Origin of the sequence: Actinomadura syzygii, from assembly GCF_008085905.1 — a bacterium.
Lineage (GTDB): Bacteria > Actinomycetota > Actinomycetes > Streptosporangiales > Streptosporangiaceae > Spirillospora > Spirillospora syzygii.
In genome coordinates, this window is sequence record NZ_VSFF01000011.1 from 113,539 (window position 1) to 135,325 (window position 21,787).

Sequence of the window (21,787 nt, forward strand, 5' to 3'; positions counted from 1 at the left end):
CGAGGAGAGGGTGACGGGTGTCCGACACGCCGGTGCAGACGTCGGCGACGGTGCTGACGGTCCGCCAGGTGCAGGACTACCACGCGATGACGCTGGTGGCCCCGGCGATCGCCGAGCGGTTCAGACCCGGCCAGTTCGTGGCGCTCGCCGTCGGCGGGGAGCACACCTCCCGGCTGGTCCGGCGGTGCTTCGGGGTGCACGAGGTCAAGTCCGACTACGGCGGCACCGTCGAGCTCGTGTTCGCCGACACCGAGCCCGGCACGGCCTGGCTCGCCGGCCGCCGCTCCCGCGACCAGATCGACCTCGTCGGCCCGCTCGGCCGCCCCTTCCGGCTGCCCCGCGACCCGGTGAGCTGCCTGCTCGTCGGCGGCGGGCCCGGCGGCGCGGCCGTGTTCGCGCTCGCCGACACGCTGCTGCGGCGCGGCTGCCAGGTGCACTTCGTGCTCGGCGGGGCGTCGGCGAAGCAGGTGTTCGGCTCGCGGATGGCGCAGCGCATCGGCGACTCCGCGACCGTCGCCACCGAGGACGGCTCGATGGGGGAGCGGGGCACGGTCCGCGACGTCCTGCCCCGCGTCATCGAGGAGACCGGCACGGACGTCGTCTACGGCTGCGGGCCCACCGGGCTGCTCAGGTCCGTCACCCAGGTCGCCTCCGACTTCGGCCTCCCGTCGCAGGTGTCCGTCGAGGAGTTCCTGCAGCGGACGGGCGCCTGCGGCATCGGCGTCTGCATGACGTGCATGCTTCCCCTCCACGGCGACGACGGCGTCACCCGCATGGTGCGGGCCTGCGCGGACGGGCCCGTCCTGCGCGGCGACCGCGTCCGCTGGGGCGACCTCGGGACCATCCCGTTCGACGCGCTCGGCGCTCCGCGGGTCCTGAACCTGTCCGAAGGGGGCGCGCAGTGAGCGACCGGGTCAGGACCACGCTCGGCGGCCTGGAGCTGTCCAACGCCGTCATGACGGCCTCCGGGTGCGGCGGGACGGGACGCGAACTCGCCCAGTTCTTCGATCTCACCCGTCTCGGGGCGTTCGTCACGACGTCCGTGATGCCCCAGGCGCGCGCGGGACGACCCACTCCGCGCGTGACCGAAACCCCCAGTGGACTTCTGACCGCAATGGGGTTGCCGGGCCCCGGTATCGAAACTTTTCTCGAACACGACCTGCCCTGGCTCATCGAGCAGGACGTCCGGACGATCGTCTCCGTCGCCGGCAACAGCGTCCAGGAGTACGGCGACCTGGCGCGCCGCCTGCGGAACGTGCCGGGGGTCGCGGCGATCGAGGTCAACATCGCCTGCCCCAACGCCGAGGACCGCGGCCGCATGTTCGCCTGGCACCCGTCCGCCGCCGCGTCGGTGGTGCGGGCCGTCCGCGACCACGCCCGGCCCGGCGTCCCGGTCTTCGCCAAGCTCGCCCCGGACGTCACCGACATCGTCACCATCGCGCTGGCCTGCGTCGACGCGGGCGCGGACGGCCTCACCCTGATCAACACCATGGAGGCCATGGCGATCGACACCGACACGCTGCGGCCGGCCCTCACCGGGGTGTCGGGCGGGCTGTCCGGGCCCGCCGTGCGGCCGCTCGCCGTCCGCTGCGTCTACCAGGTGCACGCCGCGCTGCCGAGGACGCCCATCATCGGCGTCGGCGGCATCGCCACCGGCCTGGACGCGCTGGAGTTCGTCCTCGCCGGGGCGTCCGCGGTCGCCGTCGGCACGGCCCTGTTCCACGACCCGGGGGCCGTCCCGCGGGTCCAGCGCGAGCTGGACGAGGCCCTCGCCGCCCGCCGCATCGACCGCCTCGCCGACGCCGTGGGCCTCGCGCACAAGCCCGCCGGGTACGTCCCGCCCCAGGTGCGCCCCCAGGAGCCCGAGAAGGAGAGAACGTGACCGCAGCTCCCATCGCCGTCGCGCTGGACGCCCCCGACCTGGAGACCGCCGCCCGCTGGGCCACCCTGGTCACGCCGCACGTCAGCACCGTCAAGGTCGGCCTGGAGCTGTACCTGCGGTACGGGCCGGACGTCGTCGCGAGCGTCCGGGGCGCGAGCCGCGTCCAGGTCTTCCTCGACCTGAAGCTGCACGACATCCCCGCGACCGTGCGCGGCGCGGCGCGCGCCGTCGCCCGGCTGAAGCCCGACTACCTGACCGTGCACGCCGCCGGGGGCCCCGCCATGATCCGCGAGGCGGTGGAGGCCGTCCCGGCCACCAAGATCGCCGCGGTGACCGTGCTGACCTCGCTGGGCGACGCCGACCTCGCCGCGCTCGGCCTCGCGGGGCCCGCGCCGGACGCCGTCCGGCGGCTCGCCGCCCTGGCCGTCGGGGCGGGCGCGCAGGCGCTGGTCTGCTCGCCGAAGGAGGCCGCGGCCGTCCGCGCGGAGGTCGGCCCTGACATCGCGCTCATCACCCCGGGCGTGCGCCCGGCGGGGGCCGCGACGCAGGACCAGGCCCGTGTCGCCACCCCCGAGGCCGCCCTGGCCGCGGGCGCGGACCTGCTCGTCATCGGCCGTCCGATCACCGGCGCGCCGGACCCGGGAGCGGCCGCCGCCGCCATCGCCGCCAGGCTCCGGAAGGTGTAGCCCGTCGCCGAACCCGGCGGCCCGATAAACGCAGTGGACACCCTTTTCACGGGGGCGTTCCGAGACACGTCGCAGCGCCCATTGTGGTTTTAGTCGCATGCGAATACCGAGATCGCGCGGAGATCTGACTCATCCGCATTGACTTACGCACCGAACGGTGAACTCGTTCACGCGGTGGGGCGATTCGCGCCGGGGACGCCTGCCGGCGGGACGCCGTTCGTTCCGCGTTCGTGTGATGCCCTGCGCGCGGGCGGGGGAGCTGCTGCGGCGGCGGTGGCCTCCGGGTGGGAGTCGATCTTGGCGGGTGGCGTGTTGTCGAGGATGACAGTTGAGGGTGCGTCGCGACGTGCGGAACGGCACGGCGTGACGAGCGTCACTCGGTCGGGATCATTTGTGGGAGACCTCACAGGCCCGGCCCGGGGCGGCGCCCCGGCCCGGTCCGGCGAACCGGCGGGATCGCGGCGGAACGGCCCCCGCCGGGCGCGAAGCGTAACGGGCGAAGGGTAGCTAGTGCCGCATATGGGGTTAGATAGGGGGGATTTTCACGATCATGCGAAAGTCCCAGCAAGGCGGGGGGATGGGCCGCCGCGACGGCCGAGATGTGTACACTCGGTATTGAGGACACTCCAGGGAGTGATTTTCATGAATTTGTGGCGGGCTAAACGGCACTTCACGTTGCCTTATGGGTGGTGAACTCGCTAGTTTCCCAACCCGTCCGACTCCGTCGAGTGGAAACCTGAGGTGACCCGGCGTGGCTCTTCCGCCCCTAACCCCCGAACAGCGCGCCGCAGCCTTGGAGAAGGCTGCCAAGGCTCGCAAGGAGCGGGCCGAGGTTAAGAACAAGCTCAAGCACGGGGGAACCTCGCTCGCCGAGGTTCTCAAAGAGGGACAGGCCGACGACGTCATCGGAAAGATGAAGGTGTCGGCCCTCCTTGAATCGCTGCCCGGTGTGGGCAAGGTCCGTGCGAAGCAGATCATGGAGCGTCTGGGCATCGCCGAGTCCCGCCGTGTGCGGGGCCTCGGCGCCAACCAGCGCGCATCCCTGGAGCGTGAGTTCGGCGGAAGTGCGAACCGCTGACGCGCGACTCACGGGCGGGCGCGGCGGCCAGGCCGCCGCGGCCGGCTCGGGTCGACCCGAGTCCGGCTCCATCCCGCCCGACTCCGGTGCGCCCATGGCCGCGCCGGAAGGCTCCAGCGCCCAAGGCCCGCTCGCACGACGGCTGACGGTCCTGTCCGGACCGTCGGGCGTCGGCAAGAGCACGGTCGTCGCCGAGATCCGGCGTTCACACCCCCGGGTGTGGCTGTCGGTCTCGGTGACAACCCGGGCCCCCCGCCCGGGTGAGACCGAGGGTGTGCAGTACCACTTCGTCGACGACGCCGGTTTCGACCGGCTCGTCGCCGGAGGCGAACTCCTCGAATGGGCCGAGTTCGCGGGGAACCGCTACGGGACCCCGCGTCGGCCCGTCGAGGAGCGGCTCGGCCGCGGTGAACCCGTGCTCCTGGAGATCGACCTCCAGGGCGCCCGGCAGATCCGCGGCACGATGCCCGAGGCGCGGCTCGTCTTCCTCGCCCCGCCGAGCTGGGACGAGCTCGTCCGCCGCCTCACCGGGCGCGGCACCGAGCCCCCCGACGTCATCGAGCGGCGGCTGGACGCGGCCCGCGTCGAGCTCGCCGCCGAGAAGGAGTTCGACGTCACGCTGGTCAACACGTCCGTACGGGACGTGTGCGGCGAGCTGCTAACCTTGATGGCTGTCCAATAGTCGAGATCTCTCGGCGAGACCTATCGGAAGGCCACCGAGTGGCAACCAGCAGTGAGGGCATCACCAACCCGTCGGTCGACGAGCTCCTTGAGGTCGTCGACACCAAGTACGGTCTCGTGAGCATCGCGGCCAAGCGCGCCCGGCAGATCAACGCCTACTACGCCCAGCTGGGCGAGGGCCTGCTCGAGTACGTCGGCCCGCTCGTCGAGACCCAGGTCCAGGAGAAGCCGCTGTCGATCGCGCTCCGCGAGACGCGCGAGGGCCTCCTGAACGCCGAGCCCATCGAGGGCTGAGCACGGCCTCGACGTTCCCCCCGGGCGACCCCGGCGCGTCCGCGCGCGGCGCCCGATGGAACAGTGTCGGCATGACCTCCCGTAAGCCGCGCGTCGTCCTCGGCGTGAGCGCCGGCATAGCCGCGTACAAGGTGTGCGAGCTGCTCCGGCGGCTCACCGAGTCGGGGCACGACGTCACCGTCGTCCCCACCGAGGACGCGCTCCGCTTCGTCGGCGAGCCCACCTGGGCTGCCCTGTCCGGCAACCCGGTCTCGGCGCGGGTGTGGGACGGCGTCGCCGGCGTCCCGCACGTCCGGCTGGGGCAGAGCGCCGACCTCGTGTTCGTCGCCCCGGCGACCGCCGACCTGCTCGCCCGCGCGGCGCACGGGCTGGCGGACGACCTGCTCACCAACACCCTGCTCACCGCGCGGTGCCCGGTCGTGTTCGCGCCCGCGATGCACACCGAGATGTGGGAGCACCCGGCGACCCGCGAGAACGTCGCGACGCTGCGGGCCCGCGGCGCGGTCGTGGTCGAGCCCGCGTCCGGCCGCCTCACCGGCAAGGACACCGGCCCCGGCCGGCTGCCCGACCCGGCGGAGCTGTTCGAGGTCGCCCGGCGCGTCCTCGCCCGCGGCGCCGCGCCCCGCGACCTCGCCGGACGGCACGTCGTCGTCTCGGCGGGCGGCACCCGGGAGGCGATCGACCCCGTCCGGTTCATCGGGAACCGGTCGTCCGGCCTCCAGGGGTACGCCCTGGCCCGGACAGCGGTGGCCCGCGGCGCCCGCGTCACGCTCGTCGCCGCCAACGTCGCCCTGCCGGACCCGGCCGGGGCGGACATCGCGGCCGTCACCTCGGCGGAGGAGATGCGCGCGGCGGTGCTGGAGGCCGCGGCGGGCGCCGACGCGGTCGTGATGGCGGCGGCCGTCGCCGACTTCCGTCCCGCCGGGTACCGGGGCTCGAAGATCAAGAAGACGGACGGCGCGGAGCCGGAGCCGATCCGGCTCGTCAAGAATCCCGACATCCTCGCCGAGCTGGGCCGCGAGCGGCGGCCCGGGCAGGTGGTCGTCGGGTTCGCGGCCGAGACCGACGACGTCCTCGCGAACGGCCGCGCCAAGCTCGCCCGCAAGGGCAGCGACCTGCTCGTCGTCAACCAGGTCGGCGAGGACCTGACCTTCGGGCGGCCCGACAACGCCGCGGTGATCCTCGGCGCGGACGGCTCCCGGACGGAGGTCCCGCGGGGCGCGAAGGAGGCGCTCGCCGACGCCGTCTGGGACCTCGTCGCCGAACGCCTGCCCGCCCCGCCGCGCGACTGATCGCCTGGCGGGCGGGCGCCGGGAGGGCCGCCGCGGGGTCGCCGCGGGGTCGCCGTCCGGGGGAAGAGGCCGGTCATGCCAGCGTCCGGGGATGATCCCGCTAGACTTGCGGCCCTAGCATGCGTGGGGAAGACCGGCGCGGGGGCGTCTCCGGGCCGAAACTCGAACAAGTATCCGTCCTGCGACGTCAGTCAGCAGCCGCTGCAAGGAGTGCGCGTACGTGTCACGCCGCCTGTTCACCTCCGAGTCCGTCACCGAAGGACACCCGGACAAGATCGCGGACCAGATCAGCGACGCGATCCTCGACTCGATGCTCAAGGACGACCCGAAGAGCCGGGTCGCCGTCGAGACGATGATCACGACCGGTCAGGTGCATGTGGCCGGTGAGGTCACCACCGAGACCTATGTGGACATCCCGGGCGTGATCCGGGAGAAGATCCTCGAGATCGGCTACGACTCGTCCAAGAAGGGCTTCGACGGGCACTCCTGCGGCGTGTCGGTGTCCATCGGCGCGCAGTCGCCCGACATCGCGCAGGGCGTCGACGACGCCTACGAGACCCGCGAGGGCGAGGGCGTCGACGACCTCGACCGGCAGGGCGCGGGCGACCAGGGCCTGATGTTCGGCTACGCGACCGACGAGACGCCCGAGCTGATGCCGCTGCCGATCACGCTGGCGCACCGGCTCGCCCAGCGGCTGTCCGCGGTCCGCAAGAGCGGCGACGTCCCCTACCTGCGGCCGGACGGCAAGACCCAGGTCACGATCGAGTACGACGGCGACCGCGGCGTCCGCCTCGACACCGTCGTCGTGTCCAGCCAGCACGCCCCGGACATCGACCTCCGCGAGCTGCTGACCCCGGACGTCAAGGAGCACGTCGTCGACCCGGTGCTCGCCGAGTTCGACCTCGACTCCGAGGGCTACCGGCTGCTCGTCAACCCGACCGGCCGGTTCGAGATCGGCGGGCCGATGGGCGACGCCGGGCTCACCGGACGCAAGATCATCGTCGACACCTACGGCGGGATGGCGCGGCACGGCGGCGGCGCGTTCTCCGGCAAGGACCCGTCCAAGGTCGACCGGTCCGCCGCGTACGCGATGCGGTGGGTCGCGAAGAACATCGTCGCCGCGCAGCTCGCCCGGCGCGCCGAGGTCCAGGTCGCCTACGCGATCGGCAAGGCCCACCCGGTCGGCGTGTTCGTGGAGACGTTCGGCACCGAGAACGTCGCCCCGGAGAAGATCGAGAAGGCCGTCGCGGACGTGTTCGACCTGCGTCCGGCCGCGATCGTCCGCGACCTCGACCTGCTCCGCCCGATCTACCAGCAGACCGCCGCGTACGGGCACTTCGGCCGCGCCGAGCCCGACTTCTCGTGGGAGTCGACGGACCGCGCCAAGGCCCTCGCCGCCGCCGCGGGTCTGTGACGGCCTGACCGCTCAGCCGAAGGGCCCCGGGGACCATGTCCCCGGGGCCCTTCGCGTGCGTGCGGGTCCCGGCCGTGTGCGCGGGGGGCCGTCAGGGCTCGCAGTGGTTGCCGCGGTGGAGGGCGTAGCGGGCCGCGACCGTGTAGCGGCCGGGCCGGTCGGCCTTCAGCCGGACGAAGTCGCCCGCGCGCTCCAGGCACGCCTTGCCGCCCGTGACCCTGAGCCACGGCGACCAGGAGACCCGCATGAGGACGGACCCGCTGGACGGCATGTCCACGACGAGCTTGCCCGCGTTCAGCTTGGCGACGGACGCCGGGGCGTCCACCAGCGGGGTCGCGCGCAGGACGCGGAACAGCCGCCAGTGCTCGTCCCTCCAGATCTCCGTCAGGTACGGCTGGCCCTTCTCCACGAGGGCGGCCTCGTCCCGGGCGGACCAGTCGACCTCCTGCTCGGGCAGCACGACGTACTGCACGGCCCACTTGTCCAGCCACCGGCGGTAGGACTCGGCCGTCAGCGCGCCCTCCTCGTAGAACAGCTCGTGGCGCTCCGCGTCGACCTGGCGGTTCCAGCCCCGGGCGAGGATGAAGTCGCGCCCCAGGCCGGACGCCTCCCAGTGGGAGCGCAGCGGGACGACCTCGATGCGCGAGTCGGCGGCGCCGAGCGCGACCAGCTCGGTGGACAGGCCGCTGCCGTGCCTGGCCGCGGCGGCCGCGGGCTCGGTGTGGATCAGGTCGTCGACCGGCTTCACGACCTGCCAGGACGCGGTGACGATGAACGCCAGCGACAGCACGCCGATGCGGATCAGACCCTGCGCGCGCGCGACGGCGGACAGCAGGAACATCCCGCCGAACAGCAGCGAGAGGCGTTCGACGTTGCTGCCGACCGGCGACGGGATCAGCCAGGTCAGCGCGATGCCCGCCAGGTAGATCCCGGCGCCGACGCGGACGAGCCGCCATTCCTTCGGCGCGCAGAGCAGCATGGCCACCACGCTGGCGATGCACGGCAGGACGATCGCGGTGAGCGAGATCGGCTGGACGCCGCTGAACGGGAACAGCAGGCTGGTCGTCCCCACGACGATCGGCGGCCCGGCGGCGATGCAGATCCCGGCGCGGCGGCGGCCGGTGAGGAACAGCGCGGCGGCGAGCACCATCAGGAACAGGCCCGCGACCGGGCTGGCGAGCGTGGCGAGCAGGCCGAGGCCGACCATTCCGGCCGCGCGCAGGGCGGGCGTGCCGCGCGGGGTGAACGCCATGATCGTCGCCATCAGCGCGAACGTCAGGCCGAGGCCGAACGTGACCCGTCCGGACGCGGAGTTGCAGGAGAGCGCGAACGCCGCCCACAGGGACGCGGGCAGCGCGACGGGCGCCCGGAACCGCTTGAGCAGGGCCCCGGTCAGCGCGGCGGAGAGCGTGCCGCAGACGACGGCGACCGTGCGTATCCCGAACACGGCCATGAGGTACGGCGACATCACGCTGTAGGACGCGGGGTGCATCCCCCCGTACCAGGCGAAGCTGTAGGCCGAGGTGGGGTGCTCCCAGGCGAAGTCCGTCCAGGCGGCCTGCGCGGCGAGGTCGCCGCCCTCGGTCGCGAGGTAGAGCGCCCACACCAGGTGCAGGACTCCCGCGGCCACCGTGGCCGCCACGACGGGGTGGCGCGGGTTCGCCCACTTCCGCCAGTTCTTCCAGGAGAACGGTGGGGAGGAGCGGGGCCGCCCCCGCCTGGCCTGGGCGTCCGTCCGCTCCTGAGTGCGCGCGGTGTCTGGAGTATGAGCTGTGGTCATCGCCTGCACGGGCTCGTGGGAAGGAGCGGGCGCGAAGGAGATCGGGCAATGGGCCAACGGGACGCGCGCCCTGTTGATCGGACCAACCCTAGCGCGCGCGGTCGACTGTCGGGTTGATCTGGTAGGACGGGGGCGTGACCAAGGACGGCGGCGGAACGGACCTGATCCCGGGGCTGGACGAGCTGCCGAGCGCGCCCTCCGCGAAGCCGCGCGCCGGGGGAAAGGGCAGGTCGCCGAAGAAGGGGGCGCGGCGTCCCGCCGAGGAGTCGCCGGTCGCGCGGATCGCGGTCGACATGTCCCTCCCGCACCTGGACCGTCCGTTCGACTACCTGGTGCCCGCCGAGTTGGACGCCAAGGTCGTCCCGGGGTGCCGGGTGCGGGTCCGGTTCGCGGGGCAGCTCGTGGACGGGTTCGTCCTGGAGCGGGCGGCCGAGAGCGACCACGACGGCAAGCTGCTGTTCCTGGAGCGGGTGACGTCGTCCGAGCGCGTCCTGACGCCGGAGGTGGCGGCGCTGGTCCGGGAGGTGGCCGACCGGTACGCGGGGACGTTCGCCGACGTGCTCCGGCTGGCCGTCCCGCCGAGGCACGCGCGGGTGGAGGCGGAACCCGCCGCCGAGCCCCGCGAGGAGGACGGCGAGCCCCCTGAAGACGACATCGGCGTGTGGCGCGAATATCCGGCCGGAGCGTCGTTCCTCGGCGCCCTGGGCGAGGGCAGGGCGCCGCGCGCCGTCTGGACGGCCCTGCCCGGCCCGGACTGGACGGCCGCCGTGGCGCGGGCCGTCGCGACGACCCTGCGCGGGGGGCGCGGCGCGCTGGTCGTCGTCGCGGACGGACGCGACGCGGCGCGCGTGGACGCCGCCCTGCGGGCCGAGCTGGGGGAGGGCCGCCACGTGGCGCTCACGGCCGAGCTGGGGCCCGCGGAGCGGTACCGGAGGTGGCTCGCCGTCCTGCGCGGCACGGCGCGGGCGGTGGTCGGGACGCGCGCCGCCATGTTCGCGCCCGTCGCCGACCTCGGGCTCGTCGTGCTGTGGGACGACGGCGACGACGTCCACGCCGAGCCGCACGCCCCGTATCCGCACCCGCGCGACGTCCTCGCCCTGCGTGCGCACCGGGCGGACGCGGGGGCGCTCATCGGCGGCTTCACCCGGACCACGGACGCCACCCTGCTCGTCGAGTCCGGGTGGGCGCGCGCGCTGAGCGCGGACAGGGCGCGTGTCCGCACGGCCATGCCCCGCGTCCGGTACGTGGGAGAGGACGCCCAGCTCGCCAGGGACGCCGCCGCCCGCACGGCGCGGCTGCCCAACGTCGCGTTCGAGGCGGCCAGGGGGGCGCTGGAGCAGGGGCCCGTCCTCGTCCAGGTGCCCAGGCGCGGGTACGTCCCGGGCGTCGCGTGCGGACGCTGCCGTACGCACGCGCAGTGCGTGGCATGCCAGGGGCCGCTGGCGTTGACGTCGGCCCACGCGGCCCCGCACTGCCGCTGGTGCGGGCGGATCGCGGGCGACTGGCACTGCGCCGAGTGCGGGTTCTTCCAGTTGCGGGCCGTGGTGGTCGGCGCCAAGCGGACGGCCGAGGAACTGGGCAGGGCGTTCCCCGGCGTGCCGGTGCGGACGTCCGGGCGGGAGTCGATCCTTGAGCGGGTGGGTCCGGAACGGGCTCTCGTGGTGTCGACGCCGGGCGCGGAGCCGCCCGCCGAGGGCGGGTACAGCGCGGCGCTGCTCCTCGACGGGTGGGTCCTGCTCGGGCGTCCGGATCTGCGCGCGGGGGAGGAGACGCTGCGGCGGTGGATGAACGCGGCGTCGCTCGTCCGTCCGCAGGGGCCGGTCGTCGTGGCGGCCGAGGGGTCGCTGCCCACCGTGCAGGCCCTCGTCCGGTGGGATCCGGTGACCTACGCGGAGCGGGAGTTGGACGAGCGCAGGCAGGTGGGCTTCCCGCCCGCCGCGCGGATGGCGTCATTGACCGCGACGCCCGCCGCCATTCGCGAGCTCTTGGCCGTCGCGAGGCTGCCCGACGGCGCGGAGGTGCTGGGGCCGGTGCCCGTTCCGCCAGCGCCGCAAGCCGGAGCCGACGCGCCTGAGAAGGAGCGCGCGTTGATCCGCGTTCCGCGCGCGACGGGGCCCGTTCTCGCGCGCGCTCTGAAGGAAGCGCAGGGCGTTCGCAGCGCGCGGAAGGCGGCGGAGACGGTACGGGTCCAGATCGACCCCCTGGAGTTGATCTGACCAATAGGGTTCTCGCGTGGCCGACAACTGGGTGGAGACCATCGCGGGCGACCTGCGGCGATGGGCGGACGAGCGCGACGAGGCGCTGGACGAGCAGGGGACCCGCATCCTGCTGGAACTCGTGCGGGACGAGATGGGCCTGCCGGGCCCGGAGGCGCTGACCCCGGAGCAGCTGCGCGAGCTCCTGCTCGGCGTGTTCCCCGAGTCGGTGGTGGCCGGCCGCGAGGACGTCCCCACGGTCCTGGAGGCGCTCCGCCGGATCGTCGCCTACCTCGACGACACCGGGGCCGTCACCGCGGAGGACGCCGCCGCTCTGAAGGCGGAGCTCGACCGTACCGCCCCCGAGTTCGCCGACCTCGTCGCGGAGGTCGACTCAGAGGAGCGCCAGGCGGCCGCGGAGGTCATCGGCGGGCTGATGCAGGCGGACGGCGTCTCCCTGGACGACCAGGACGCGGTCGACGCATGGGTTCGCGAGTTCGAGGCCCTGCCGGAGGAGGAGCGCTACGCCCGCACGGAGGGGTACCTCCGGCAGGCGGAGGAACTGGTCGTCCCGCCCGTCCGTCTCGCGCCCGTGGCGGACCTGGCCGACGCCGTGCGCCACTCGCGGCTGACCGAGAACATCCTCGCCCTGGCCGAATGGACGGGCGAGCGCGCCCTCACCGAGCACGACACGCTCACGGAGGCCGACGCCGAGGCCGCCGCCGTCGCCGTGGGGCTGCGGACCCCGCGCCGCCACGGCGGCCTGGAGGACGCGGGCGAGCTGGAAAGGCTCTGGTGGGCCGCCGTCGAGGCGAAGGTCGTCGCCGCGGAGCAGGGCAGGGCCGCCCCCGGGCCGTCCTTGGACGGTCTCCGCTCCGGTGACGACTCGACCCTCCTCGCCGCCTGGCTGCCCCTGTTCGAGGCACTGGTCGTCCCAGGGCACGACTACGCGGACGGCCTTGATGCGGTGGAACTCGTCCAGAACGAGATGACCGGCGTGCTCATCCATCTGTACGAGCAGGAGGAGCCGACCGAGCCCGAAACGCTCGTGGACGCTCTGCTCGAACACGTCGACGAGGCGTACGACCTGGGCGACTCGGAGGCCATGACCGCCCTGGTGACGGACGCCTTCCACCTCGAACTGGCCACGCTCGGGGAGTGGGGCGTGGTCGAGGAGGCCGGAGAGGGACGGGCCCTGACGCCGCTCGGCGTCTGGGCGGTGCGCGAACTCCTGCTGGCGGACGGGTTCAACGCCCCCGTCATCGGCGAGCTGGCCAAGGCCCGCGCGTCCGACCTCATCGCCGGGCTCACCTGGTACCGCCCCGACGCCGCCGACGAGGAGATCGACGGCTGGCTGGCGCGCCACGACCCGAAGGACGCCGCCGCCGACCTCCTGGACGTCATGCGGACCGGCGGCCCGGGCGCGCGCAACCTCGCCGCCGCCGTCCTGCACCGCATCGGCCCGGAGGCGGCCCCGGTCGTCCGGGCCGCGCGGGAGCATCCGCTCGTCTCGCCCTATGCCGCGCTCTGGCTGAACGCCACCGGCGACCCGTCCGGACGGGAGCTCGCCCGCGAGGAGTACCTCTGGGTGTTCGTGGACACCGTCGCCGGGATGCTGGAGACCGCCGAACCGGACGAGGCGGTGGAGGCGGCCCTGGCCGACGCGCCGCCCGGGGCGGAGATGGAGGAGATGGTCGACGAGCTGTGGCGCACCGACCATCCCGGCGTGCCCGATGTGCTTGAGGCTCTAGGGGCGCACCATCCGGACAAGGCGACCGCCAAGGCCGCGCGCACCGCCGCCTACAAGGCGCGGTCCGCGCATCAGGCGGCGCGCCGCGGAGTGTGATGCATCCCGGTTCGCGGAGTGTCAAGCTTTCTCGGACGTCTCCGTAAACTGGAGGGATCGTCCCGTCCCCTGGAGACCGTCCGGGAACCCCTCAGGCAACGAATCCCTCAGGAAACCTCGTACGAAACGGAGTCCCCGTTGGCCGTCAAGCCCATCCGCCTCTTCGGCGACCCCGTGCTGCGCACGCCCGCGGAGCCGGTGAAGGACTTCGACAAGGAGCTGCGCCAGCTCGTCAAGGACCTCACCGACACGATGATCGACGCTCCCGGGGTCGGCCTCGCCGCACCGCAGCTCGGCGTGGGCCTGCGGGTGTTCACCTACTACGTCGACGACCGGCTCGGGCACGTGGTCAACCCCACCCTGGACCTGTCGGACGAGCAGGAGACCGACGACGAGGGCTGCCTGTCCCTGCCGGGCCTGGCGTTCCCCACCGCGCGGGCGGTCCGCGCCGTGGCGAAGGGCTTCAACATGCACGGGGAGCCGATCACGCTGGAGGGCACGCACCTGCTGGCCCGCTGCGTCCAGCACGAGACCGACCACCTCGACGGCGTCATCTTCATCGACCGGATGGACCCGGAGCAGCGCAAGGCCGCCATGAAGGCGATCAGGCAGTCCGAGTGGTTCGGCGACACGACGCCGGTCGTCAAGGAGTCGCCGCACCGCACCTTCGGGAAGGCGATCTAGATGCGCCTGGTCTTCGCGGGCACGCCCGAGACCGCCCTCCCGGCCCTCAGAGCGCTTCTGGAGTCCTCGCACGAGGTGGCGGCGGTGGTGACCCGCCCGGACGGGCGCGCGGGCCGTGGGCGCCATCTCAGCGCCAGCCCGGTCGCGTCCCTGGCCGCCGAGGCGGGCGTCGAGGCGCTCAAGCCCGCCAAGGCGCGCGACCCGGAGTTCCTCGACCGGCTCCGCGAGATCGCGCCCGACTGCTGCCCGGTCGTCGCCTACGGGGCGCTGCTGCCCCGCGAGGCGCTCGGCATCCCCCGGCACGGCTGGGTGAACCTCCACTTCTCGCTGCTGCCCGCCTGGCGCGGCGCCGCCCCCGTGCAGCGCGCGATCCTGCACGGCGACGACGTCACCGGCGCGGCCACCTTCCAGATCGAGGAGGGGCTCGACACGGGCCCGGTCTACGGCGTCCTCACCGAGCCGATCAAACCGACCGACACCACGGGCGACCTGCTGGGCCGCCTGGCCGAGGCCGGGGCGAGCCTGCTGCTCGACACGATGAACGGGATCGAGGCGGGCGTCCTGGAACCGCGTCCCCAGCCGACGGAGGGCGTGTCCCACGCGGCGAAGCTGGCTCCGGAGGACGGGCACGTCGACTGGCGCAGCCCCGCCCTGCACATCGACCGCCTCGTCCGGGCCTGCACGCCCGCGCCGGGCGCGTGGACCAACTTCCGCGAGACCCGCGTCAAGCTCGGACCGGTCCGCCCGGTGCCGGACGCCGAGACCCTGTCGCCGGGGGCACTGCTCCCGGGCAAGAACGAGGTGCTGGTAGGGACGGCCACGCACCCCGTCGCGCTCGGCGAGGTCCAGCCGCAGGGCAAGCGGAGCATGGCCGCCGCCGACTGGATCCGCGGCGTCAACCTCATCGGCAAGGACGCGCTGCACTGATGCCGCCCAGCCGGAACCGCCGACAGACCCAGAACCGCAGGCCGGGCGGCCCCCGCAGGACGGGACGCCCGCAGGACCTCGTCCGCCGCACCGCGTTCGACGTGATCCGCGCCGTCGAGACCCGCGACGCCTACGCCAACCTCCTGCTGCCCGCGCGGCTGCGCGACCGGAACCTGACCGGACGCGACGCCGCCCTCGCCACCGAGCTCACCTACGGCACGCTGCGCGGCCGCGGCACCTACGACGCGGTGCTCGCCCTGTGCAGCGACCGTGAGCTGCGCCGCATCGACGCCCCGCTCCTGGACGTCCTCCGCCTCGGCGCGCACCAGCTGCTCGGCACCCGCATCCCGCCGCACGCGGCGGTGGGGACGGCGGTCGAGCTGGCCCGCTCCGTCTCCGGCCCGGGCCAGGCCAAGTTCGCCAACGCGGTGCTCCGCAAGGTCGCCACCCGCGACATGGACTCCTGGCTGGAGATCGTCGCGCCCGCGGACGCCGACCCGACGTCCCGCCTCTCCATCCGGCACAGCCACCCGAAGTGGATCGTCTCCGCCCTGCGGGACGCGGTCGGCGAAGGCGAGATCGACGAGCTGCTGGCCGCCGACAACGCCCGCCCGCGCGTCACCCTGGTCGCGCGTCCCGGGCGGGCCACCGTCGAAGAGCTGCGCGACGCGGGCGCGGAGCCCGCCCAGTACTCGCCCTACGCCGCCCTCCTGCGCGAGGGCGACCCGGCCGGGATCGCCGCCGTCCGCGATGGACGCGCCGCCGTCCAGGACGAGGCCAGCCAGATGGTCGCCCTGGCCCTCGCCGAGGCGCCCGTGGACGGGACCGACGCCCGCTGGGCCGACCTCTGCGCCGGACCGGGCGGAAAGGCCGGGCTGCTCTCGGCCCTCGCCACGCAACGCGGCGCGCGGCTGCTGGCGGCCGACGTCCAGCCGCACCGCGCGGGGCTCGTCCGGCGCGCCGTCGACGACCGCGCCGGAGTGGTCGCGGCCGACGGGACCGCGCCCGCCTGGCGGCCCGCGTCGTTCGACCGGGTCATGATCGACGCGCCCTGCACCGGGCTCGGCGCGCTCCGCCGCCGCCCGGAGGCGCGCTGGCGGCGCGGCCCGGAGGCGATCGCCGAACTGGGCGCCCTGCAGCGCGGGCTGCTCGCCGCCGCCCTGAAGGCCGTGCGTCCCGGCGGCGTCGTCGCCTACGTCACCTGCTCGCCCCACCTGGCCGAGACCCGCGTCGTGGTGGACGACGTCCTACGCGACCGCGACGACGTCGAACGGCTGGACGCACCGGCCGTGCTGACGTCCATCGCCCCGGACCTCACCGGCCTGGGCGACGGCCCGTACGCGCAGTTCTGGCCGCACCGCCACGGCACTGACGCGATGTTCCTGGCGCTGCTACGTCGAGCCTGACTCCCGGGGGATCCGTGCTGACCGACTTCATGCATGTCATGTCGTTCCTGGGCAGCGCGGCGTTCTACCTCCCGGTGCTGGTGGTCCTCTTCTGGTGCGTGGCCCCGCGTCTCGCGGCGCGGGTCACGGTCATCCTGCTGTTCGGCGCGTTCCTCAACGGGCTGCTCAAGCTCGTCTTCCACGACCCACGCCCCTACTGGACGGACCCCTCGGTCAAGGGCAGGGAGTCCCTGTCGTCGTTCGGGATGCCGTCCGGCCACTCCCAGAACGCACCCGTGTTCTGGGGTTTCTTCGCCGTCCAGACTCGGCGCTGGTACGTCTGGACGGGTGCGGCGGCTCTCGTGGTCCTGATCGGGATGTCGCGGGTCTACCTCGGGGTCCACTCGGTCGGTCAGGTCCTTGGCGGATGGGCAATCGGTCTCGCCATCCTGGTGGCCGCCTTGGGGTTGGAGCCGATCGTCGTCCCCTGGTGGACGCGGCGTCATCTCGCCGTGCAGATCGTGCTCGCCCTGGCGATCTCGCTGGTGCTGCTGGCAGCGGCCTGGGGCGCGCTGCGGCCGCTCCAAGGCTGGCACTGGCCGGACGCCTGGGTCCATGCCATCCGGGCGGCGGGAGGCCACATCGAACCCCTCGACCTGGTCGGATCGGCCAAGGCCACGGGCGGCCTCTTCGGCGTCCTGGCGGGACTGTCCCTGCTCTCCGCCCGAGGATGGTTCGACCCGGGCGGAGTCCTTTGGCGACGGTTTGCGCGCGTCCCAGTGGGCATCGCCGGGGCCGCCATCGTGAGCCTGTTCGGCGGAACCCACCTCGTCCAGGCGTTCGTCGTCCAGGCGGTGCTCGGGCTCTGGGTCACTGCGGGGGCGCCGGAGGCGTTCGTCCGGCTGGGACTGGCCTCCAGGCCCGCCCCCGCGCTCACACGGCCGGGCGACGGGCGGGAGGAACGCGCCGATAGGCCCCAATAGACTCGGGGCATCATGGCACCTCAGATCGCACCCAGCATCCTGTCCGCCGACTTCGCCCACCTGGCCGAGGACGTCGAGCGCATCGCCGACTCCGCCGACTGGGTCCACGTCGACGTCATGGACAACCACTTCGTCCCGAACCTCACCCTGGGGCTGCCCGTCGTCCAGGCGCTGCTGAAGCACAGCCCGCTGCCGCTCGACTGCCATCTGATGATCGAGGACCCGGACCGCTGGGCCCCCGAGTACGCCGAGGCCGGGGCGAAGAGCGTCACCATCCACGCCGAGGCGGCGAAGGCCCCGATCCGCACCCTGCGCGCCATCCGCGCCGCGGGCGCGCGCGCCGGCCTCGGCGTCAACCCGGCCACCCCCGTGGACGGCTTCGCCGACCTCCTCGGCGAGATCGACATGCTGCTCCTCATGACCGTCGAGCCTGGGTTCGGCGGGCAGAAGTTCTTGGACGTCGTCCTCCCGAAGGTCCGCCGCGCCCGCGAGCTGATCAAGGGCCGCGACCTCCCCGTCTGGCTGCAGGTGGACGGCGGCGTCAGCGCCGAGACGATCGAGCGGTGCGCCGAGGCGGGCGCGGACGTGTTCGTCGCGGGCAGCGCCGTCTACGGCGCGGACGACCCGGCCGAGGCCGTCCGCCGCCTGCGCGGCCAGGCCGAGGACGCGACCGCGAAGGCGGGCTGGTGATCCTCTCCTGCGCCGCCGTCCTGTTCGACGTGGACGGCACCCTCGTCGACTCCACGCCCCTCATCGAACGCGCGGCCCGGGAATGGGGCGCCGAGTACGGCATCGACCCGGACGAGTTCCTCTCCGACGCCCACGGACGCCGCACCGGCGACCGCGTGGCCGACTTCCTCCCGGCGGACCAGGTCGCCGACGCCACCGCCCGCCTGGAGGAACTGGAGGCGAAGGGCAGCGAAGGCATCACCGCCCTGCCCGGAGCCGTCGACCTCCTGGCGAACATGAACGGGTTGCCGCACGCGTTCGTCACGTCCATGGACAGGGCCCAACTGAAAGTGCGTGCGGGTGTGGCCGGGGTGCCCCTGCCGCAGGTGGTGGTGACCGCCGAGGACGTCCCGGCCGGGAAGCCGGACCCGTCCGGATACCTCCAGGCCGCACGACACCTGGGCGTCGACCCGTCCTCTTGCCTTGTCATCGAGGACGCCCCGGCGGGCATAGCCGCGGGCCGCGCCGCCGGGGCCACGGTCGTCGCGGTCCTCACCAGCCACCCCCGCGAGGTCCTGACCGCGGCCCACCACATGGTGGACGACCTGACCCGCGTGACCGCCACCCCGTCCGGCCTGCGCGTCGTCCCGGCGGAACCGGCATAGCGGACGCCCGGCCACGATTGGTGGCGATGGTCACACCGGGCGGGAATGCATCGCATGGCACACTGGTTGGCAAGCATGAAAGCGTGCTCCGGGGTCGGTGAAATTCCGAACCGGCGGTGACAGTCCGCGACCCGGCCGATTCCATCGGCCGGTTGACCCGGTGGAATTCCGGGACCGACGGTGAAAGTCCGGATGGGAGGCAGCGCGCGGCACGTCCCTTGCCAGGGGCGTGGTGTCGGTGCATTTGTGCGTTCCCCGGAGCCTTGGATAGGAGGCCCGGGAGATGTTCACCGGCATCGTCGAGGAACTCGGCGAGATCGTGGCGATCGAGACCGCCGGCGACTCGGTCAGGCTCGCGGTCCGCGGCCCGCTCGTCGTCCAGGACGCCGTGCACGGCGCGTCGATCGCCGTCAACGGCGTCTGTCTCACCGTCGTCGAAGTCAAGGGCGAGATCTTCGCCGCCGACGTCATCAAGGAGACCCTCGACAAGTCGAGCCTCGGCGCGCTGGAACCCGGGGCGAAGGTCAACCTGGAACGTCCCGTGCGGCTCTCCGACCGGCTCGGCGGGCACCTCGTCCAGGGCCATGTCGACGGCGTCGGCCGGATCGTGTCCCGGGAGCCGGGGGAGCGGTGGGACGTCGTCACCGTGTCGATGCCCCCGGAGCTGAGCCGCTACCTGGTCGACAAGGGCTCGATCACCGTGGACGGCATCAGCCTCACCGTGGTGGAGGCCGGGGCGGACCGGTTCAGCGTCGCGCTCATTCCGACGACGCTCGCGCTCACCACGCTCGGCATCAAGCAGCCGGGCGACCCCGTGAACCTCGAAGTGGACGTCGTCGCCAAGTACGTCGAACGCATGCTGGGCGATCGAACGCCTGGTGATCGGTCGTGAACTGGCTCGGCGCCGGGTTCGAGGTCTTCGGCGAGCACGTCCTCTGGACGGACCTCGTCGGGAACATCCTCTCGCTCGCCGTCGTCTGGCTCGCGATGCGCAAGACGCTGTGGACGTGGCCCGTCCAGTTCGCGGGCGCCCTCCTCCTGCTCGCCGCGTCGCTGCACGCGCACGTCCCGGGGAACGCTCTCAAACAAGTGCTGTTCTGCGGCCTCGCCGTCTACGGGTGGGCCATGTGGGCTCGCGGACGGCGGCAGGCCCAGGGGCTCGTCGTCCGGCAGGCGACGCCCAAGGAACGCGCCGTCCTCGTCGCCGCGCTGGCGGTGGGCACTGCCGTGGTCGCCGAGCTGTTCGTCCACCAGGAATGGCTCAAGGTCGCGTGGTCGCCGTGGGCGAACGCCTACATCTTCGTCGGCAGCGCGGTCGCGACGTTCGCGCAGAGTCGCGCGCTGGTCGACTTCTGGGTGGTCTGGGTCCTCGTCGACCTGGTCGGGGTGCCGCTGGCGCTCAAGTCCGGGCTGTACGTCTCCGGCGCGGTCTACGGGATCTTCTTCGTGATGGTGATGGTCGGGTTCAGGAACTGGCTCCGGGAGTCCCGGGGCTCGCACGGCCCAAGGCAGAAGGCGGTGACCGCATGAACGGCGGCGACGACACGGCGATCCTCGACACGGGGGTCCTCGACACGGGGGTCCTCGACACGGGGATCTTCGACTCCATCGAGTCGGCGGTCGCCGACATCGCGGCGGGCAGGCCCGTCGTGGTCGTGGACGACGAGGACCGCGAGAACGAGGGCGACATCATCTTCGCCGCCGCGAAGGCGACCCCCGAACTGCTGACGTTCACGATCCGCTACACGAGCGGCGTCATCTGCGTCCCGATGGAGGGCGCCGACCTCGACCGGCTGCAGATCCCGCTGATGACGGCGCAGAACGGCGAGCGCATGCGCACCGCGTACACGGTCAGCGTGGACGCCCGGCTCGACGTCACCACCGGAATCTCCGCCGCCGACCGGGCCCGCACGATCCGCACCCTGTGCGACTCCGCGTCCGAGCCGCGCGACCTCGTCCGGCCGGGGCACATCTTCCCGCTGCGCTACCGCGAGGGCGGCGTCCTGCGCCGCAGGGGCCACACCGAGGCGGCCGTCGACCTCGCCAGGCTGGCGGGGCTCGCCCCGGCGGGCGTCCTCGCCGAGGTGGTCAACGAGGACGGCACCATGGCGCGCCTCCCCGAACTCCAGGTCTTCGCCAAGGAGCACCGGCTCAAGCTCATCTCCATCGAGCAGCTCGCCGAGTACCGCAGGCGCCATGAGCCGATGGTCACCCGCGTCGTCGAGACGCGCCTGCCCAACCGGTACGGGATGTGGCGCGCGGTCGGCTTCTCCAGCGCGGTCGACGGCGGCGAGCACGTCGCGCTCGTCCTCGGGGACGTCGGCGACGGCGAGGACGTCCTGGTCCGCGCCCATTCGGAGTGCCTCACCGGGGACGTGCTCCACTCCGAGCGCTGCGACTGCGGCACCCAGCTCGACGCCGCCATGGAACGCATCGCCGAAGAGGGACGCGGGGTCGTCCTGTACCTGCGCGGGCACGAGGGGCGCGGCATCGGCCTGCTCGCCAAGCTCCAGGCGTACGCCCTCCAGGACAACGGGTCCGACACCGTCGACGCCAACCTGGAGCTGGGGCTCCCCGCCGACGCGCGCGAGTACTCCAACGCCGCGCATATGCTGCGTGAGCTCGGCGTACGCTCCATCCGGGTGCTCACCAACAACCCCGAGAAGCTCCGGGGCCTGGACGGGTTCGGCCTGGAGGTCCGCGGACGCGAGGCCATGCCCGTCGTCGTCACCGAGCACAACCGGCGCTACCTGACGGTCAAGCGCGACCGTCTCGGACACCAGATCGAAGGACTCTCATGAGCGGCGCGGGACGCCCCGAGGACATCACCGTCGACGCTTCCGGCGTCACGCTCGGGATCGTCTGCACCCGCTGGCACGGGAAGATCACCGACCAGCTGCTGGAGCGGTCCCTGGCGGCGGCGAAGGCGTGCGGCGTCGACCAGCCGGTCGTCGCCCGCGTCGCGGGCGCCCTGGAGTTGCCCGTGGTGGCGCAGCAGCTCGCCCGCGATCTCGACGCGGTGGTCTGCCTCGGCGCCGTGATCCGGGGGGCGACCGCGCACTTCGACTACGTCTGCGACTCCGTGACCGCGGGCGTGACGCGCATCGCGCTGGACGAGTCGACTCCGGTGGGCAACGGGGTCCTCACGTGTGACACCATTGAGCAGGCGATCGAACGCAGCGGGCTGCCGGGCAGCTCCGAGGACAAGGGATGGGAGGCGACTGTGGCCGCACTCGACACGGCACTGACCCTGCGAGGTCTGCGGCATCACGGTCACGCCGGACACGGCTTGGAGCATATGTAGGGGTCCAGGGGCTCCGCCCCTG

General features: G+C 73.2%; 21 protein-coding genes and 1 riboswitch. Of the genes, 20 read left to right on the forward strand and 1 reads right to left on the reverse strand.

Annotated features, from left to right (window positions below; genetic code table 11):
• Positions 1 to 17 precede the first annotated feature (17 nt).
• The 8 genes from FXF65_RS28465 (at position 18) to metK (ending at position 7,327) form a co-directional block, all read left to right on the forward strand.
• Positions 18 to 905 (forward strand): iron-sulfur cluster-binding protein, encoded by an 888-nt coding sequence (locus tag FXF65_RS28465; protein ID WP_148353125.1) that lies wholly within the window; start codon positions 18 to 20, stop codon positions 903 to 905.
• On the forward strand, positions 902 to 1,882 hold the full coding sequence (locus tag FXF65_RS28470) for a dihydroorotate dehydrogenase (protein ID WP_148353126.1): 981 nt from the start codon (positions 902 to 904) through the stop codon (positions 1,880 to 1,882). Before FXF65_RS28465 ends, FXF65_RS28470 begins: the two co-directional genes overlap by 4 nt.
• On the forward strand, positions 1,879 to 2,568 hold the full coding sequence (gene pyrF / locus FXF65_RS28475) for an orotidine-5'-phosphate decarboxylase (protein WP_148353127.1): 690 nt from the start codon (positions 1,879 to 1,881) through the stop codon (positions 2,566 to 2,568). Before FXF65_RS28470 ends, pyrF begins: the two co-directional genes overlap by 4 nt.
• 751 nt (positions 2,569 to 3,319) lie before the next feature.
• Positions 3,320 to 3,646 (forward strand): integration host factor, actinobacterial type, encoded by a 327-nt coding sequence (gene mihF, locus FXF65_RS28480; protein ID WP_067463056.1) that lies wholly within the window; start codon positions 3,320 to 3,322, stop codon positions 3,644 to 3,646.
• 94 nt (positions 3,647 to 3,740) lie between these two features.
• Entirely contained in the window at positions 3,741 to 4,328 is a 588-nt protein-coding gene (gmk, locus tag FXF65_RS28490; protein WP_148353128.1) for a guanylate kinase, read from the forward strand.
• Positions 4,329 to 4,366: 38 nt separating this feature from the next.
• Positions 4,367 to 4,621, forward strand: a complete 255-nt coding sequence (gene rpoZ, locus FXF65_RS28495) for a DNA-directed RNA polymerase subunit omega (RefSeq protein ID WP_067885052.1) — start codon at positions 4,367 to 4,369, stop codon at positions 4,619 to 4,621.
• Between the two features lie 71 nt (positions 4,622 to 4,692).
• A complete protein-coding gene (gene coaBC / locus FXF65_RS28500; protein ID WP_148353129.1) occupies positions 4,693 to 5,913 on the forward strand; it encodes a bifunctional phosphopantothenoylcysteine decarboxylase/phosphopantothenate--cysteine ligase CoaBC in 1,221 nt (406 codons plus the stop codon).
• A gap of 220 nt (positions 5,914 to 6,133) precedes the next feature.
• Positions 6,134 to 7,327, forward strand: a complete 1,194-nt coding sequence (metK, locus tag FXF65_RS28505) for a methionine adenosyltransferase (RefSeq protein WP_148353130.1) — start codon at positions 6,134 to 6,136, stop codon at positions 7,325 to 7,327.
• Positions 7,328 to 7,418: 91 nt separating this feature from the next.
• On the opposite strand, the gene FXF65_RS28510 is transcribed toward metK, so the two are convergent.
• On the reverse strand, positions 7,419 to 9,107 hold the full coding sequence (locus FXF65_RS28510; RefSeq protein ID WP_246199175.1) for an MFS transporter: 1,689 nt from the start codon (positions 9,105 to 9,107) through the stop codon (positions 7,419 to 7,421).
• Between the two features lie 134 nt (positions 9,108 to 9,241).
• On the opposite strand from FXF65_RS28510, the gene FXF65_RS28515 reads away from it, so the two are divergent.
• From FXF65_RS28515 to ribH, 12 genes are all read left to right on the forward strand, one after another.
• A complete protein-coding gene (locus FXF65_RS28515; RefSeq protein ID WP_148353131.1) occupies positions 9,242 to 11,323 on the forward strand; it encodes a primosomal protein N' in 2,082 nt (693 codons plus the stop codon).
• A 16-nt stretch (positions 11,324 to 11,339) separates the two neighbouring features.
• On the forward strand, positions 11,340 to 13,148 hold the full coding sequence (locus FXF65_RS28520) for a hypothetical protein (protein WP_148353132.1): 1,809 nt from the start codon (positions 11,340 to 11,342) through the stop codon (positions 13,146 to 13,148).
• Positions 13,149 to 13,286: 138 nt separating this feature from the next.
• The gene (gene def, locus FXF65_RS28525) at positions 13,287 to 13,832 is read left to right on the forward strand and encodes a peptide deformylase (protein WP_148353133.1); all 546 of its coding nucleotides are present in this window, start codon (positions 13,287 to 13,289) and stop codon (positions 13,830 to 13,832) included.
• A complete protein-coding gene (gene fmt / locus FXF65_RS28530; RefSeq protein WP_148353134.1) occupies positions 13,833 to 14,759 on the forward strand; it encodes a methionyl-tRNA formyltransferase in 927 nt (308 codons plus the stop codon).
• Entirely contained in the window at positions 14,759 to 16,165 is a 1,407-nt protein-coding gene (locus FXF65_RS28535; RefSeq protein WP_148353135.1) for an RsmB/NOP family class I SAM-dependent RNA methyltransferase, read from the forward strand. Before fmt ends, FXF65_RS28535 begins: the two co-directional genes overlap by 1 nt.
• Before the next feature lie 14 nt (positions 16,166 to 16,179).
• Positions 16,180 to 17,127 (forward strand): phosphatase PAP2 family protein, encoded by a 948-nt coding sequence (locus tag FXF65_RS28540; RefSeq protein ID WP_148353136.1) that lies wholly within the window; start codon positions 16,180 to 16,182, stop codon positions 17,125 to 17,127.
• Positions 17,128 to 17,139: 12 nt separating this feature from the next.
• Entirely contained in the window at positions 17,140 to 17,817 is a 678-nt protein-coding gene (gene rpe / locus FXF65_RS28545) for a ribulose-phosphate 3-epimerase (protein ID WP_148353137.1), read from the forward strand.
• Entirely contained in the window at positions 17,814 to 18,461 is a 648-nt protein-coding gene (locus tag FXF65_RS28550) for an HAD-IA family hydrolase (RefSeq protein ID WP_148353138.1), read from the forward strand. The genes rpe and FXF65_RS28550 overlap by 4 nt, the downstream gene beginning before the upstream one ends.
• A gap of 79 nt (positions 18,462 to 18,540) precedes the next feature.
• Positions 18,541 to 18,671: riboswitch (FMN riboswitch) on the forward strand.
• 73 nt (positions 18,672 to 18,744) lie between these two features.
• Positions 18,745 to 19,353 (forward strand): riboflavin synthase, encoded by a 609-nt coding sequence (locus FXF65_RS28555; protein WP_148353139.1) that lies wholly within the window; start codon positions 18,745 to 18,747, stop codon positions 19,351 to 19,353.
• On the forward strand, positions 19,350 to 19,991 hold the full coding sequence (gene pnuC, locus FXF65_RS28560; protein WP_148353140.1) for a nicotinamide riboside transporter PnuC: 642 nt from the start codon (positions 19,350 to 19,352) through the stop codon (positions 19,989 to 19,991). The genes FXF65_RS28555 and pnuC overlap by 4 nt, the downstream gene beginning before the upstream one ends.
• Positions 19,988 to 21,262 (forward strand): bifunctional 3,4-dihydroxy-2-butanone-4-phosphate synthase/GTP cyclohydrolase II, encoded by a 1,275-nt coding sequence (locus tag FXF65_RS28565; protein WP_148353141.1) that lies wholly within the window; start codon positions 19,988 to 19,990, stop codon positions 21,260 to 21,262. Before pnuC ends, FXF65_RS28565 begins: the two co-directional genes overlap by 4 nt.
• Positions 21,259 to 21,765 carry a 6,7-dimethyl-8-ribityllumazine synthase gene (ribH, locus tag FXF65_RS28570; RefSeq protein WP_148353142.1) on the forward strand — a complete coding sequence of 169 codons (507 nt, stop codon included), beginning with the start codon at positions 21,259 to 21,261 and terminating at the stop codon, positions 21,763 to 21,765. The genes FXF65_RS28565 and ribH overlap by 4 nt, the downstream gene beginning before the upstream one ends.
• Positions 21,766 to 21,787: the final 22 nt, after the last annotated feature.

What these genes read in the sequence shown, in the direction of transcription:
- gmk (WP_148353128.1), top strand. Translation starts at nt 3,741, where the DNA reads ATGGCCGCGCCGGAAGGCTCCAGCGCCCAAGGCCCGCTCGCACGACGG.
- coaBC (WP_148353129.1), top strand. Translation starts at nt 4,693, where the DNA reads ATGACCTCCCGTAAGCCGCGCGTCGTCCTCGGCGTGAGCGCCGGCATA.
- FXF65_RS28510 (WP_246199175.1), bottom strand. Translation starts at nt 9,107, where the DNA reads ATGACCACAGCTCATACTCCAGACACCGCGCGCACTCAGGAGCGGACG.
- fmt (WP_148353134.1), top strand. Translation starts at nt 13,833, where the DNA reads ATGCGCCTGGTCTTCGCGGGCACGCCCGAGACCGCCCTCCCGGCCCTC.
- FXF65_RS28535 (WP_148353135.1), top strand. Translation starts at nt 14,759, where the DNA reads ATGCCGCCCAGCCGGAACCGCCGACAGACCCAGAACCGCAGGCCGGGC.
- rpe (WP_148353137.1), top strand. Translation starts at nt 17,140, where the DNA reads ATGGCACCTCAGATCGCACCCAGCATCCTGTCCGCCGACTTCGCCCAC.
- FXF65_RS28555 (WP_148353139.1), top strand. Translation starts at nt 18,745, where the DNA reads ATGTTCACCGGCATCGTCGAGGAACTCGGCGAGATCGTGGCGATCGAG.
- FXF65_RS28565 (WP_148353141.1), top strand. Translation starts at nt 19,988, where the DNA reads ATGAACGGCGGCGACGACACGGCGATCCTCGACACGGGGGTCCTCGAC.
- ribH (WP_148353142.1), top strand. Translation starts at nt 21,259, where the DNA reads ATGAGCGGCGCGGGACGCCCCGAGGACATCACCGTCGACGCTTCCGGC.